This is a genomic window from Pseudomonas sp. LBUM1668, from assembly GCF_059695715.1.
The window spans coordinates 2,769,842-2,784,640 of the sequence record NZ_CP166787.1 but is presented as its reverse complement, the minus strand read 5'-3'; the positions used below and the strand labels follow the sequence as shown (position 1 = coordinate 2,784,640).

Genomic DNA, 14,799 nt, shown 5'->3' with positions numbered 1-14,799 from the left:
GTGGACGCAGGGCCACTCCAGCGCAAAAAGCAGGCTAAACTCGGTTTCTGCCTTTTTTATCGAGGGTGGTTTTCACCAATTGCCTAATGCCGGAGATTGACCATGACCGATGACATCGACCAGATCCTCATCAGTGCCTTGATGGAGGATTCGCGACGTTCATTAAAGGCCTTGGCGCAGATCAGCGGCCTGTCGTCGCCCAGCGTGGCCGAACGCTTGCGCCGACTGGAAGAACGCGGCGTGCTCAAGGGCTACACCGTCGAAATCGACCCCAAGTGTTTTGGCTATCAATTGCAGGCCATCGTCCGCGTGCGCCCGCTGCCGGGGCAGTTGCAAGAGGTGGAGCGGCAGATTCTGTCGATTCCCGAATTCACCGAGTGCGACAAGGTTACCGGCGAGGACTGCTTCATCGCCCGCCTGCACGTACGCTCCATGGAACAGCTGGACACCCTGCTCGATCGCCTTAACACCCTGGCCGAAACCAATACGGCGATCGTCAAGAAGACGCCAGTCAAACGCCGACTGCCACCCATGGCATAAATGCTTTTTACCTGCGTTCGGCGTAAATTGAGGTTTTTGCGGCTAAGGATTGGCGGTATGAAAATTCAGGCAATGATGTTGGCGACGCTGATGCTCGCTGGTTGTGGGACCGTGCAGACAGTGGTGCGCAGTGACCACGTCGCGGCGAACGATCTGAGAGAGATAAAGTCCCACTGCGGCGCCGTTCCGCGGATCTACAGCGGCGTGACCTATGATTTCTGCCTGCTGCACGCAGAGCGGCCGGATGATGTCGATGCGTTCAATTACAACAACGCAACGCCCGGTGTGCTGGTGGATGCCGCATTGTCAGGGGTGCTGGACACACTGCTGTTGCCTTACACGATCTACAAACAACAGGCCGATGGCAGCATCGTGATCAATTGATCACCTTTTCTGCAGGCAACAAAAAACCCGCCTAGGCGGGTTTTTTGTTATTTCATGGACTGCGATCAGTCGTCGCGGCTCATGATGCCGAAGATCTGCAACAAGCTGATGAACAGGTTGTAGATCGATACATACAGGCTGATGGTCGCCATGATGTAGTTACGCTCGCCGCCGTGAATGATGGCGCTGGTCTGGAACAGGATGCAGACCGACGAAAACAGCACGAAACCTGCGCTGATCGCCAGTTGCAGACCGCTGACCTGGAAGAAGAAGCTCGCCAGCGTTGCACCCAGCAGGACGAAGAAACCGGCGGTGATGAAACCACCCAGGAAGCTCATGTCCTTGCGGGTGATCAGCACGTAAGCCGACAGACCACCGAACACCAGTGCAGTCATCGCAAACGCGGAGCTAACCACTTCCGCGCCGCCCTGCATGCCCAGGTAACGATTGAGGATCGGGCCGAGCAGGAAACCCATGAAACCGGTCAACGCAAAGGCGGACACCAGGCCCCACGCGGAATCACGGAGTTTGTTGGTAAGGAAGAAAAGCCCGTAGAAGCCGATCAGCACCACGAAAATGTTCGGGTAGCCAACACGCATCTGCTGGGCCACGAACGCCATCACGCCGCTGAATGCGAGGGTGAGAGCGAGTAGACCATAAGTGTTGCGCAGGACGCGGCTAACCTCTAGCTGCTCAGCCTGCACGCTGTTATTAACTGCGTAATCCTGTTCGCGCATGGCGACACTCCTGTTGGTTTGAAACGTTCAGTCGCAAAGATCATAACAGACGCTCTGTAACAAGCCATGCAGAGAGTTTGACAGTGTGTTTCATTCAGGTATTATGGCGCCCGCAACGCAACGGAGGTGTGGCCGAGTGGTTTAAGGCAACGGTCTTGAAAACCGTCGACTGTAACAGGTCCATGAGTTCGAATCCCATCGCCTCCGCCATATTTGGTACCGACAAAGCCCTGATTATTCAGGGCTTTGTCGTTTCTGGCGTTCAGGAAATTTGCTCCTGTCTCTATGGATCGTTTCCGCATCTTTTCGGCCATTTCCGCAACCCCACCTGTCCCGCCCCTCCCCCGCCAAAATAGCTAGCTCGACCAAAAAGTGAAGGAAACGTTTGAGATCTGGCGGTAGGCAGCTTTGCCAACCTACATCGATCGCTGCCGGATACCCCTCTCGCACTACTGATTGACCGTCAGATTAGTGTAGTTAACCCGTGGCATACCAATGTGCGAATCCAGTCTCGAACATTGCAGCAATGGCCCTGTGAATATTTCACCTTCCGTATTGATTACAACTGACGATGCCTCGCTGCGCAGAATGTAGCAGTCATTACTGAGTATCGCGGAGCCTCTCCTTTACCCCACCAAACGCTTGACGATATTCAACAGGCGCTCTCCCACCTTCTGCGCATTGCCCCGGCTTTGTGCGGCGAGTTGCGCGCCATCGAGCACAAAGATGATTTCGCTGGCGGTGCCCTCAGGGTCTGGCAAACCTGCCTCGGTGCACAGGGCAATCAGACGTTCACTCAAGTCGAGTGAATGCGCTTCGATGATTGCTCTGGCCGGGTGCTCCTTGTCCGGCAACTCGGCGACCGAATTGGCGAAACAGCAGCCGCGGTCGGCGTCGGCAGACAAGCGGCTGGCGATGAACTGAGCCCAACCGAGCAATTGCGCTTTCGGGTCTTCGGGGTGCTGCACCTTGAGCTGATCCAGCACATCGGCATAGGCCAGTGACTCCAGGCGCAACCATTCTGCGACCAGTGCGTCCTTGTTCGCAAAGTGCCGGTAGATTCCCATTTTGGTGGTGCCTGCATGGGCGGCAATGGCCTCGACACCGACACCACGAATCCCGTCTCGGTAAAAGAGCTCATCGGCGGCGAGCAGAATCCGCTCGCGAGGCGGCAATTTCTGACTGTCTATTTTCATAGTTTCCTCTTGACGCTGATACCGATCGGTATCACCATGATACCGACCAGTATCAACGAGACTCTAACATGAATACCCGTCGCTACACACTTGGCTCAAGCCACATCACCCGCGTCACCGAAAAGCTCTTCGATGACTTCGCCCCCACTGCATTGCTCCCGCTGTGGGACGATGCCGCTATTGCCGCACATCGCGACTGGCTGGTGCCGGACAACCTCGACTTCGCCGGTGCAAAGCTGATCATCAGCGTGCATACCTGGGTAATCAAAACGCCGCAGTATACGGTTCTCGTCGACACTGGCGTAGGCAATGCCAAACCGCGCCCTGAACTGCCGATCTTTCATCAGCTCAACGAACCCTGGCTAGAGCGTCTGGCTGCCGCCGGAGTAACGCCTGAAGAAGTCGACTATGTCCTGCTGACCCACCTGCATATCGACCACATCGGCTGGAACACCCACCTGGTCGACGGGCAATGGGTGCCTACTTTCCCCCACGCCAAGTACGTTTTTCCGCGGGTCGAGTACGAACACTTTCTCAGTGAGGCCGGACGGCAGAGCATCGGCTATCAAGCCTTTGTCGACAGTGTGGTGCCGGTAGTCGAGTCCGGCCAGGCGGTGATGATCGACGCTGAAGGCGGGTCATTCCTGGACGACTTCCACTTTCATCCGAGCCAGGGCCATAGCGTCGGCCACATGTCCATCAGCTACGAATCCTGCGGTGAGATCGCTCTGTTCGGCGGTGACGTCATGCATCACCCGATACAGGTTTCCCATCCGCTCTGGGCGTCATGCTTCTGCGATCTGCCGGAGGCTGCCAATCGATCTCGCCAGTGGTTACTCAATTACCTCGCTGATCACGACGCCTTGTACTTCAGCTCCCACTTTGCTGGAACCTCGGCCGGTCGCGTGAGCCGCCAAGGCAATGGTTTCACCTGGCACTTTGCATAACCTGATCCTCTTCACTTTTAACAAAGGACACTCCAATGACCGCTCCTCATCTCGCTCCAACTCTGCGCGCCGACAACCTGGTGTTCACCTCTGGCCAACTGGCCTTCAATGCTCAAGGCGTGATCGAAGGCGATGTCGCCGCTCAGACATTGGCGGTGATCGCTCGCCTGCAACAGGTTCTGGCAGCCCATGATCTGGGGCTCGACGACATCGTCAAGACCACCGTATTCATCACTCGGGTTGAAGATTTCGCAGCCTTCAACGAAGCCTATGCCCAGGCCTTCGGCGCACACAAACCGACCCGTTCAACCGTGATCGCCGGCCTCGCTGCAGCCAACGCGCTGGTCGAGATCGAAGCCATCGCCAAGGTGCGCTCGTGAGCCTCGGGGAGGGGCGCAGACTGGATCCCGGTGCTGCGCGCGTCGTCGACTTGATGCGTAAGGCCCCCGCCGCCCTCGTTGAGCCGAGTGCGGCGCAGGCACGCGAAACCTTTCGCCGCAGCCGTCAGGCACTGGCGGCTGCACCTGTAAGTATCGCCGCCATCGAAGAGCTGAGTGCGCCCGGCCTGGGTGGCCACATCCCTTTGCGCCTGTACCGCGGGATCGAAGGCGCCGAGGGCGAACGTTTGCCGGCCCTGCTGTTCTTTCATTCCGGTGGTTGGGTAGTTGGCGACCTGGACACCCATGATGGCGTCTGCCGACAACTGGCGCTGCTCGCGCGCTGCATCGTGATCGCGGTGGATTATCGCTTGGCCCCCGAACACAAGTTCCCGGCGGCAACCGAAGACGCCTTGTCCGCACTGGATTATGTGCGGGCACACGCCACTTCGCTGGGCATTGATGCCGAACGAATTGCCGTGGGTGGCGATAGCGCCGGCGGTAATCTCGCTGCAGTGCTCGCCTTGATGGCCCGTGATGCCGCTTACCCGCCATTGGCCTTGCAGGCGTTGATCTACCCGGCTACCGACTTCCAGGGGGAGCATCGCTCTTTGCAGGCATTGGCCCTGGAGCCACCGCTGACCGCTGCGACCCTCAATTGGACCAAAGTTCAATATCTGCGCAGCGATGCCGATCGCCTCGATTGGCGTGCCTCCCCGCTGTTGGCCAAAGACCTCAGCGGCCTGCCCCCCGCGTTTGTGGTGACCTGTGGCTGTGATCCACTCGAGGACGAGGGTCGCGCCTACAGTCGACGGTTGCAGGATGCGGGCGTGCCCGTCACTCACAACCACTTTCCCGGCCAGATCCACGGCTTCATCACCATGGGACGCCTGATTCCGCAGACCACCGAATTGCTGGCACAAATCGCCGGCGCACTGGATGCCGCGTTTAACATCGGTGGCGAACAACGCTTTGGCCCGCAGGAGAGTTGAGCCGTGAACGAGACCTTGCACCACCTCGCCCAGCAACTTGCCGAGGGCAAAACCACCAGTTTGCAGTTGGTTGAGGACTGCCTGACGCGCATCACTGATAGTCTTGGAGAGGGGTTGCGCACCTTCCGCCAGATTGATGCGCATGCGGCGCGCACTCAGGCATACCATTTCGATGCGTTGCGCTTGCAAGGTCAGATGACAACACCGTATGCCGGCATTCCCATTTGTGTGAAAGACAATATGGATCTGGCCGGGCAACCTACGCGCGCAGGTTCGGTGGTGTTGAATACAGCGCCGCCCGCGAGCACTGATGCGCCGTTTATTACACGCCTGAAATCTGCCGGTTTCATCGTGCTTGGGCGTACTCAGATGACCGAGTTCGCCTATTCGGGTGTGGGTCTCAATCCGCATCTGGGTACACCGCTCAATCCCTTCGAGCGCGCGGCAGGACGGATACCCGGCGGTTCATCGTCGGGTGCGGCCGTGGCAGTCAGCGATGGCATGGCTGCGGCAGCAATTGGCACCGACACGGGCGGATCATGCCGTATCCCCGCGGCGCTTTGCGGTGTGGTGGGGTTCAAGCCGACGGCGTCACACATCGACCAACGAGGGGTGTTGCCCTTGTCGACGACGCTGGACAGCGTCGGGCCGCTGGCCAATAGCGTCGAGTGCTGCCGTACGCTCTATCAGCTCATGTCGGGCCGCACCATGAGCTCTCGGGTGCCAAGCGAAAATCGGCCGCTGCGCCTGCTGATTCCTCAGGCACTGGCCACCCGAGACGTGGATGCCAGCGTCAAACGCGACTTCGACTCTGCGTTGTCTCGCTTGCAAGCGGCCGGAGTGCAGGTCGAATGGCGAGAAATGCCCGTGTTTGATCAAGTCGAAGCACTGCTGGCCCACGGCGGCTTCGGCGCCTACGAGGCATGGCACTGGCATCAGCAGCGACCCGAACTGAACGCTGCGGATTACGACCCCCGGGTGCTGGCTCGCATAAACCTGGGGCGTTATCTCACTGAACACACCTATCAGGACTTACACCAACACCGGCTCAAGTTCATTAAGGACGTGCGTGATTCACTGAAGGGTTTCGATTGTTTTGCCCTGCCCACTACCCCGATCATCGCGCCAGCGATCCGCGATCTACAAACAGACTCGACTTACGCCGCTATCAATCGCTTGATGCTGCGCAATCCGGGGGTGGTCAATCTGTTCGATGGCTGCTCGATTTCACTGCCCATGCACCGCGCCGGGCAAGCCCCCACGGGCTTCATGCTGTCAGCCATTAATAGCGATGACGAGGCGTTGCTCGCGCATGCCTCGCAAGTGGAAGGACTGCTCAATATCACCCCACTTACTTGATCGCCGCCAACAACTGACCCGCCTGCTCACTCAACATCGCAATCAGGCATTGCAAATGGCGTGGGGGCGTTTCGTGGGCTCGGGTCATCACATAAAGCGTCACCGGCCAGGACGGCGTCAGAGTGCGGATGACCGTACGTTCGGGCGGCGCGCTGAGGGCCGTGAACGGGTCAACCACTGCCAGCCCCGTGCCCGACGCCACCAGCGCACTGGCCAGTGAATAGGTTTGTACGCGAATGGCCGTGCGCGGGGTGGGCGTGATGGTGTTCAGGTATTGCCCCAATTGCGCAAACAGAGGATCGGCATGGGACGAACCAATCAGGGGGGCATCGGCCAGTTCTTCAGCAGGCAGAGGCAACTCCCGTTGCTCGGCTGGCCAGTAATCGCTGGGGGCCAATACCACCAGCGAACTCTCTGCCAAGGGCTGCACATTCAAACCGGGATGCTCGGGATGACGCAGGGTCAAGGCAATATCGATCTCGCGCATGAACAGGTTCTGCACCAACTCCTGGCTATGCAGGCTCGCCATCTCGCAGCACGTCTGCGGATAGCGCTTGCACCACTCACCGATCAATGGCGGCAACAGCGAGAACGCCAGGGCCGGCGTAGCTCCGATGCGCAAGGTTTGCCCGGGCTGACTGCGCAGGTTTTGCGCCAAGCGCCTCACGCCCTCAACGCTGGCGGTCACCTTATTGACCTCACGTTCAAGCTCAAGCGCCTCCGGCGTCACCAGCAGCTTGCCCTTGACCCGCAAAAACAACGCGAAACCCAATTGCAACTCGGCGTGCTGCAACGCCTTAGTAACTGCTGGCTGACTGATGTGGAGCAACACAGCAGCACCGCTGATGGAACCGGCCTGGCGAATTGCCTGGAACACTTCAATGTGTCTAAGTCTCATGAGCTAGCCCATAACCTAAGTTTATACCCGATGCATCTTTATTCATTATCGGCGCGCTGTCATGCCCATTACCGTGAAAGTCGCTTCGACAAATGGAACGGCACAAGCATGGCTCAACGTGTATGCATCATCGGTGGTGGCGTGATCGGTCTGACAACCGCCTATGCATTGGTTCGCCAAGGTATCAATGTTGACCTGATCGACGCTCAGTCCGAGTTGGCGAGTGAAGCCAGCTTCGCCAACGGTGGCCAGTTGTCCTACCGCTACGTGGCACCGTTGGCGGATGCCGGAGTGCCCGTTCAAGCACTGGGCTGGTTGCTACGTCGCGAGTCGCCGCTGAAATTGCGCCCGTGTCTGGACCTGCGCCAGTGGCGCTGGATGCTCGCGTTTCTTGGCGCCTGCCGACGTTCGGTCAACCAGCAAGGTGCAGCAAAACTCTATGAGTTGGCTCTGCATAGCCAACGAATCTTGAAGACCTGGCGTGAAGAAGATGGTCTCGATGACTTCGCCTGGCGGCGCAACGGCAAATTGGTGACTTTCCGTAGCCAAGCCAGTTTCAGCCATGGCCGCACGCGCCTGATCGATCCTGCAAACCAACAGGTTTTGAGCGCGGATGAGCTGGTCAAGCTGGAACCGACGCTAAGCAATACACCCTTCGCGGGCGGCGTGTTTACACCGGATGAAGAAGTCGGCGACTGCCATCAATTCTGTCAGTCGCTCGCCACCCTTCTGAGAGCATCGGGGCGCTGCCGCTTCATGCTTGGGCAACCGGTGACCGGCATTCGACATGAAGGGGGCGTTGTCCGAGCGGTGGAACTGGGTGAACAGGTCATGCCGGTGCAACAACTGGTGCTCAGTGCCGGTTTTCGCAGCGCGGCATTGGCGCCGCCCGGCGTGCATCTTCCGGTCTATCCGCTCAAGGGTTAAAGCTTGACTGTGCCGATCACATCGCAGGTGCACGCGCCCGAGATAAGCATCACAGACTACGACCGAAAAGTAGTCTACGCCCGATTGGGGCAACGGTTGCGCATCGCAGCGATGGTCGACATCGGCGGCTTCGACGCAACCATCGAACCGCAGCGTATCCACAGTATCAGTCGCGCCGCGCAGGCGCTTTTCCCGAAGGCCGGCGCTTATGACCAAGCACAGGAATGGGCAGGCATGCGTCCGGCAACTCCCAGCGGTGTGCCCATCATCGGCGCGACGGCTTACCGAAATTTGTGGCTCAACGTCGGTCACGGTGCGCTGGGTTTCACTCTGGCATGTGCCAGCGGCCAACGTCTGGCATCAATGATCAGCGGTAATCGCGCATTTGAATTGGCTTGAAATCCATCGCACCCAACCACCAATAACAACAAGTTATAGCGCAAGCGTTTCAACCTTTACTGCCTATAAAAACAACACTCTGGTAAGGCGAACCGTTATGAATTCTGCAAGTGAAACCCGCAGCAAAACGCAAAAGCTGATTTGCCTGTCCGCCCTGTTTCTGGCATGGGCCGTCGGATACGCCGATCGAATTGTCATGAGCACGGCTATTATTCCGATCAGTCAGGAGTTCTCCCTGGACGCCCGCCAAGCCGGCATGGTGCTCAGCGCGTTCTATGTCAGTTACGCCCTGATGCAACTGGTGGGCGGATGGATGTCCGATCGCTACGGCTCGCGCATTGTCGTGGTGGCTTGTGTGGTCGCGTGGTCTGTGTTCACGGGTTTGACCAGCGTCGCCTGGTCATTCACCTCGCTGCTGCTGATCCGATTCCTGTTCGGGATGGGCGAAGGCTGTTTCTCGCCAGCCAGCTCGGTCACTGTGGCAGAAGTCTTTCCCAAGGAAGAACGCGCGCGCGCCAAGTCGTTTCTGATCTCGACGGTGTTCCTTGGCAATGCCGTGGGTTCGGGTGTGGTAGCACTGGCCGTGGTCTATTGGGGCTGGCGTGGTGCCTTTCACTTGCTGGCGGGCGTCGGCCTGCTGGTCTCGATCTTGCTGTGGCTGGCGCTGAAAGGCGGAATAGCCAACCAGCAAGGAAAAATCAACGAGCGCAAGGGCGGCCAACTGCGTGAACTGGTGCGAACCCCTGCAGCGCTGAAACTGACCGCCATCTGGTTCTGCACCAGCATCCTCTACATCGGCATGATTTCCTGGATGCCCTCGTACTTGATGAAGCAGTACCAGATTGACCTGCTGCACATTGGCGTGGCTTCTGCGATTCCGTACTTGATCGCTTTTCTAGGCACCAACGCCGTGGGTTGGCTGCTGGACAAGGTCGGCCAGGATCGCGAGCGCCAGTTCATGATGGGCGGTGCCTTGAGCTGCGCGATTTTCCTCGCACTGATGATCACCACCACCTCAATCACGCTGCTGGTGGTGTACTGGACGCTATGCCTGCTGTCCTTCAACTTCATTTACGCCACGGTATTTTCCGTGCCCTTGAAACGATTCGCCCCGCACCTGATCGGCAGCGCCACCGGACTGATGAATTTCGGCGGACAAATGGCCGGCTCCGTCGCGCCAATCATCATGGGCAGCCTGATCGTCACCTTTGGCGGTTCCTACCTGGCCGCGTTCTGGTTTCTTGTTGCCGCCGCACTGGTGGCCTTCGTCATTGCCCTGACATGGCGCAACCCCACTCCTCTTCCTCAACCCACTGCAGGACAAGCTCATGCGTAACGACCAAGCGTTCGACCTTATTATCGAAGGCGGCACTGTGATTGACGGTAGTAAAGCGCCCCGCTATCGGGCCGATGTCGGCATCACGGATGGGCGCATCAGTGCCATCGGCGATCTGTCCGGGCGAGCGGCAGGTCAGCGCATTGATGCATCAGAGAGGATGGTTGTACCGGGGTTCATCGATTCTCATACCCACGATGACCAAGCTGTTCTGTCGCAGCCGGACATGACGTTCAAAGTTTCTCAAGGGGTCACCACTGTCGTCACCGGCAACTGCGGGATCAGCATCGCGCCGTTGACTCAGGGCAGCGCGTTACCTTCGCCACTGAACCTCCTGGACGACCATGACAGCCCGCGTTATTCGACCTTTCGTGGCTATCTCGACGCACTTCGAGCCACACCCTCAGCAGTCAATGTGGCGGCTATGGTCGGGCATTCGACTTTGCGTGTGATGACCATGAGTTCGCTGGAGCGTGCCGCCGACAGCAACGAAGTCAGCGCCATGAATGCCCTTCTCGACGAAGCACTGGACGCCGGGGCAATCGGCATTTCCACCGGGACTTATTACCCGCCCGCCGCACATGCACCGACGCAGGAAATCATCGACGTCTGTCGCCCACTGACCGGCACCGGCGCGCTGTATGTTACCCACATGCGTGACGAGGCGGACAACACTCTGGCATCGCTTGAGGAGAGCTTCCACATCGGTCGCGAATTGGATTCGCCCGTGGTCATCTCTCACCACAAGCTGCAGCGACAGCAGAATTTCGGTAAATCGGCGATTACCTTGCCAATCATTCGCGAGGCCATGAAGTGCCAATGCGTCGCCATTGATTGTTATCCGTACAACGCCAGTTCGACGATGCTCCACACCGACCCCAACCGCCTGCAAGGTCGCGTGTTGATCGCGTCCAGCGAACCTCATCCGGAACAGACCGGCCGGGATCTTGACGAGATTGCAGCTGAATGGGAGATCGACAAAGTCGAGGCTGCTGCGCGCCTGCAACCGGCCAGTGCGATCTACTTCGGCATGGACGAAGCCGATGTGCAGAACATTCTTGCCTTCGACGAAACCATGATTGGTTCCGATGGCATACCTACCGGTGAAAAACCGCACCCGCGGCTCTGGGGGACGTTCCCGCGGATTCTCGGCCACTACAGCCGCGATCTTGGCCTGTTCCCCTTGGAAACGGCAGTGTGGAAAATGACCGGGTTGACCGCGCGTAATTTCAATATCGATGATCGCGGCACCTTGGCCGTCGGCAATCATGCCGACATTGTGATTTTCAACCCGCTGACCGTGCGTGACGTCGCTGACTACGAAGACCCCACCGCCCCGGCGGAAGGAATCGACATGGTGATGGTCAACGGTCAGGTGACCTGGCTCAAAGGCGTGCATCTGGGGGCTCGCGCCGGACAAGTAATCACCCGGCGCGGCAGTCGCGCATCGGCTCAGGATCGCGGCCAATGAACTCGTCCGTCACCCTGCGATTTCTGCCGATTCCGTTCTCTAGCCGTCGAGTGGGCGCTATCGGTCTGCTGTCGGCGACATTGTGTGCCGGCCTGCTGATGAACATTTCAGCTCAAGCCACACCTGAACCGTCGGTGTATGAAACCTCCATCAGCGACCTGCAATCGGCGCTGACCGCCGGCACTCTCACCTCTCGGAAACTGGTCGAGCAATACCTGGCGAGAATTCAGGCTTACGATCAACAAGGCCCGGCACTTAACGCGATCGTCACGCTCAATCCCAACGCACTCAAGGAGGCAGAACAACTGGATGAGGAGCGCCGCACCCGTGGCCCACGCGGGGCGCTGCATGGAATACCGATCGTGGTCAAAGACAACTACGATACCCGTGACATGCCGACCTCCGGTGGCACACTTGCCCTGGCCAACCACCGGCCTGCCAGCGATGCCTATCAAGTCAAACGCCTGCGAGACGCCGGGGCAATCATCCTGGGCAAGTCCACGCTGCACGAACTTGCCGCTGGTGTAACCACCGTTTCCTCATTGAGCGGCTATACCCTCAACGCCTACGATCCGACGCGTGCCCCCGGCGGTTCCAGCGGAGGGACTGCCGTGGCGGTGGCCGCCAGTTTTGCCGCAGCCGGGATGGGCACTGACACCTGTGGTTCGATACGGATCCCGGCGGCCTACCAGAATCTGGTCGGCTTGCGCACTACCCGTGGACTGGCCAGTCGCAGCGGCGTGATTCCTCTGTCCGCGACTCAGGATGTCGCCGGGCCTCTCGCGCGCTCGGTGAAGGATCTGGCCATCATGCTCGATGCCACGGTCGGCAGCGATGACCAGGATCCATCCACGGCTGGCGCCCAGCAACATATCCCTGCGTCTTACTTGAAGGCGTTGAATGCGTCAGCACTCAAGGGCGCCAGAATCGGTGTGGTGCGGGCCTTGTTTGGTTCAGCACCAGAGGATGCGGAAGTCACAGTGGTCATTGATCAGGCGCTGAAAAACCTGCAAGCCCAAGGTGCTGAACTAGTCGACATCAAAATCCCGGAGCTGGACGGATTGCTGCGTGACAGCAGCATCATTGCCTACGAGTTCAAATACGACCTCGCCGCTTACCTGGGCAACCAGCCTGATGCTCCCGTGCACAGTCTGGGTGAAATCCTGAATAGAGGCATGGATCATTACCTGCTGGATAGCGGTTTGCGCACACGCGATGGTATCGATCTGAACAAGGTCAGTGATCTGCAAGCCTTGAACAGCGTTCTGGAAAAACGCGTCAACTTGAAACGTGTCATCAGCGCCGTGTTGCAAACGCAGCATCTGGATGCCTTGGCCTATCCAACCACTCAACGCAAACCCGCACTGATCGCTGAGCCACAGTTCGGCGTGAGCAACTGCCAGTTAAGTGCAACAACCGGTCTACCGGCCATGGCCCTGCCAGCGGGTTGGACGCCGGATAAGTTGCCGGTGGGCCTGGAATTGCTAGGGGCGGAGTACGCCGAAATCAGCTTGTTGAACCTGGCGTATGGATGGGAGCAGGCAACCCAACCTCGCCGACCGCCCTTCACCACGCCCGATCTGATCGCAGGAAAAAAAACAGCCCCCCTGAAGTTTGTAACCACTGCACCCGCAACCAACGCGGCCTGGGTCAAGGTTCAGTTCAGCTATGACAGCCTGACCGGTCGACTCGCCTACACCGCTGACACTCAAAGTTTTGCCGGCGATGAGATTCTCGGCGTGACCCTGCAACGCACCAATGGAGATAACCCCGGGCCGATCATCGCCAACCTCTCAAAAAAACACGTTAAGCGCACGAGCGGGAACCTGACGCTCAAAGGCAATGATCGTGACGATTTGCTCAATGAACGACTGCTGGTGCGCCTCTACACCGCTGCTGCACCGCTGGGCTCCAGCCTTCAACGGGTTGTGCAAGACCGGTCACAGTGAACCCATTCGCCGCAGAAACAATTAGCGCTGCAAACGAGCAGCCTGATTGGTGCGCTGAATTTTAGAAATCACATTAAAGAAGAAGGAAACTGCTGCATGACTGATGAGTACTTTTCCGGATTTGAATCGCAATGGATTGACACACCCGCCGGGCGTTTTTTTGCCAGAACCAAAGGCCCTGTCGGCGCTGAGGCCTTAGTGCTACTTCACGGTTTTCCGCAAACCCATGCTGCCTGGCACAAAGTTGCGCCGGCGCTGGCCGAGGATCATTTTGTCGTCTGCCTTGACCTCAAGGGCTACGGCCGTTCAGTCGTCACCGACGGTGATGCCCAGCACCTCAACTACGCTAAACGGACCATGGGCGAAGAGGTGATTGCAGTAATGACAGCACTCGGCTATCCGCGCTTTGCAGTCGCCGGGCATGACCGGGGCGCGTTGATCGGTTATCGAATGGCGCTGGATCATCCGCAGGTAATCACTCGACTGGCCATCCTGGATAACCTGCCGGTATCGCATATCTGGCAGCTGATGGAGGATAACCCTCACGTAACCCCGCATTGGCGGACGCTGGCGTTACCCGCCAATGCCCCGGAGCGACGGATGGACTCAGCCTACTTTCGCCAAATGCTGCGCGTGCACACCGCCGACGGCACACTCGACTGTTTTTCTGCGCAAGCAATGGATGACTTCGAGCTCAACTGGAAAGACCCGCAACGGGTGCACGCCTTCTGCGAGGATTATCGCGCCGGCGCCTTTCAGGATCCCGAGGCAGATCGCATCGATCTTCAGGTCGGACGAACTGTGCAGTGCCCGACCCTGATCCTCTGGGGAAAAGTGTTCCTCGGTGCAATGTCGCTGTCCCCCCTGAAAGTCTGGCAGACGACCTTCGCGCCCAAGGCGATTGGCGTGGAGGTGCCCGGCGGCCACTTCAATGCTGAGGAAAGTCCGGTAGATACGCTTGCAGCGCTGCAAGCGTTCTTACATCAGGATTGATCCGCACTTGACTGAACCAACCTGGGTGCCCGTGCGCTCCGGGAAGGCCTGAATGGTGATGTCGGTAGCGCCATCGATCAGAGCGTCTCGGGACGCCTCGGCACGCCAGGGTTGGATAACAAGATCAATCCCGGGGGGGGCTTCGCCGAGAGCAGTTTCAGGGTTTGGATCTCCACCGCGTTCGGCTGTAAATCAACATGTCTACCCCTACACAAAAATAGAAATTTACAGCAGCAAAATGTTCCGTGAAACGCTGTCGGAGATGCGGATAAAACAAAGTATGAGTCGACGAGA

At 58.5% G+C, this 14,799-nt stretch carries 13 protein-coding genes, 1 tRNA gene and 1 pseudogene; 12 read left to right on the top strand and 3 right to left on the bottom strand.

All coding sequences use genetic code 11. The features are described 5' to 3' along the window. Positions 1-102: 102 nt before the first annotated feature. Positions 103-540, top strand: coding sequence for an Lrp/AsnC family transcriptional regulator (locus ACA061_RS12610; RefSeq protein WP_007915449.1), 438 nt, complete (start codon positions 103-105; stop codon positions 538-540). 57 nt (positions 541-597) lie between these two features. Further along, complete coding sequence (locus ACA061_RS12605) at positions 598-924, top strand: YceK/YidQ family lipoprotein (protein WP_210700148.1); 327 nt, start codon at positions 598-600, stop codon at positions 922-924. Positions 925-989: 65 nt separating this feature from the next. Here ACA061_RS12605 and ACA061_RS12600 read toward each other — a convergent pair whose 3' ends face one another. After that, on the bottom strand, positions 990-1,661 hold the full coding sequence (locus ACA061_RS12600) for a Bax inhibitor-1/YccA family protein (protein ID WP_007915443.1): 672 nt from the start codon (positions 1,659-1,661) through the stop codon (positions 990-992). 122 nt (positions 1,662-1,783) lie between these two features. Between ACA061_RS12600 and ACA061_RS12595 the strand changes: the two genes are divergently transcribed. Beyond that, positions 1,784-1,871 (top strand) — tRNA-Ser (locus ACA061_RS12595). A gap of 416 nt (positions 1,872-2,287) precedes the next feature. On the opposite strand, the gene ACA061_RS12590 is transcribed toward ACA061_RS12595, so the two are convergent. Beyond that, positions 2,288-2,857 carry a TetR/AcrR family transcriptional regulator gene (locus ACA061_RS12590; RefSeq protein ID WP_497301763.1) on the bottom strand — a complete coding sequence of 190 codons (570 nt, stop codon included), beginning with the start codon at positions 2,855-2,857 and terminating at the stop codon, positions 2,288-2,290. A 68-nt stretch (positions 2,858-2,925) separates the two neighbouring features. Here ACA061_RS12590 and ACA061_RS12585 point away from each other — a divergent pair, with 68 nt between their 5' ends. From ACA061_RS12585 to ACA061_RS12570, 4 genes are read left to right on the top strand one after another with little or no spacing between them, the layout of a single operon-like run. Beyond that, a complete protein-coding gene (locus ACA061_RS12585; protein WP_497301762.1) occupies positions 2,926-3,804 on the top strand; it encodes an MBL fold metallo-hydrolase in 879 nt (292 codons plus the stop codon). Between the two features lie 35 nt (positions 3,805-3,839). Beyond that, positions 3,840-4,184, top strand: coding sequence for a RidA family protein (locus ACA061_RS12580; protein ID WP_497301761.1), 345 nt, complete (start codon positions 3,840-3,842; stop codon positions 4,182-4,184). After that, the gene (gene lipP1, locus ACA061_RS12575) at positions 4,181-5,173 is read left to right on the top strand and encodes a LipP1 family hormone-sensitive lipase (RefSeq protein ID WP_497301759.1); all 993 of its coding nucleotides are present in this window, start codon (positions 4,181-4,183) and stop codon (positions 5,171-5,173) included. Before ACA061_RS12580 ends, lipP1 begins: the two co-directional genes overlap by 4 nt. 3 nt (positions 5,174-5,176) lie before the next feature. Further along, entirely contained in the window at positions 5,177-6,532 is a 1,356-nt protein-coding gene (locus tag ACA061_RS12570) for an amidase (RefSeq protein WP_497301758.1), read from the top strand. Here the strand turns inward: ACA061_RS12570 and ACA061_RS12565 are convergent. Further along, a complete protein-coding gene (locus ACA061_RS12565; protein ID WP_497301757.1) occupies positions 6,525-7,430 on the bottom strand; it encodes a LysR family transcriptional regulator in 906 nt (301 codons plus the stop codon). The genes ACA061_RS12570 and ACA061_RS12565 overlap by 8 nt on opposite strands. 108 nt (positions 7,431-7,538) lie before the next feature. On the opposite strand from ACA061_RS12565, the pseudogene ACA061_RS12560 reads away from it, so the two are divergent. The 5 genes and pseudogenes from ACA061_RS12560 to ACA061_RS12540 all read left to right on the top strand — a co-directional run bounded on the left by ACA061_RS12560 (position 7,539) and on the right by ACA061_RS12540 (position 14,505). Further along, positions 7,539-8,756, top strand: a pseudogene (locus ACA061_RS12560) (D-amino acid dehydrogenase). Between the two features lie 97 nt (positions 8,757-8,853). Continuing rightward, the gene (locus tag ACA061_RS12555; protein ID WP_497301756.1) at positions 8,854-10,092 is read left to right on the top strand and encodes an MFS transporter; all 1,239 of its coding nucleotides are present in this window, start codon (positions 8,854-8,856) and stop codon (positions 10,090-10,092) included. Then, complete coding sequence (locus ACA061_RS12550; protein WP_497301755.1) at positions 10,085-11,563, top strand: N-acyl-D-amino-acid deacylase family protein; 1,479 nt, start codon at positions 10,085-10,087, stop codon at positions 11,561-11,563. The genes ACA061_RS12555 and ACA061_RS12550 overlap by 8 nt, the downstream gene beginning before the upstream one ends. Further along, positions 11,560-13,512 carry an amidase gene (locus ACA061_RS12545; protein WP_497301753.1) on the top strand — a complete coding sequence of 651 codons (1,953 nt, stop codon included), beginning with the start codon at positions 11,560-11,562 and terminating at the stop codon, positions 13,510-13,512. Before ACA061_RS12550 ends, ACA061_RS12545 begins: the two co-directional genes overlap by 4 nt. A gap of 96 nt (positions 13,513-13,608) precedes the next feature. Beyond that, entirely contained in the window at positions 13,609-14,505 is an 897-nt protein-coding gene (locus ACA061_RS12540; protein ID WP_497301752.1) for an alpha/beta fold hydrolase, read from the top strand. Positions 14,506-14,799: the final 294 nt, after the last annotated feature.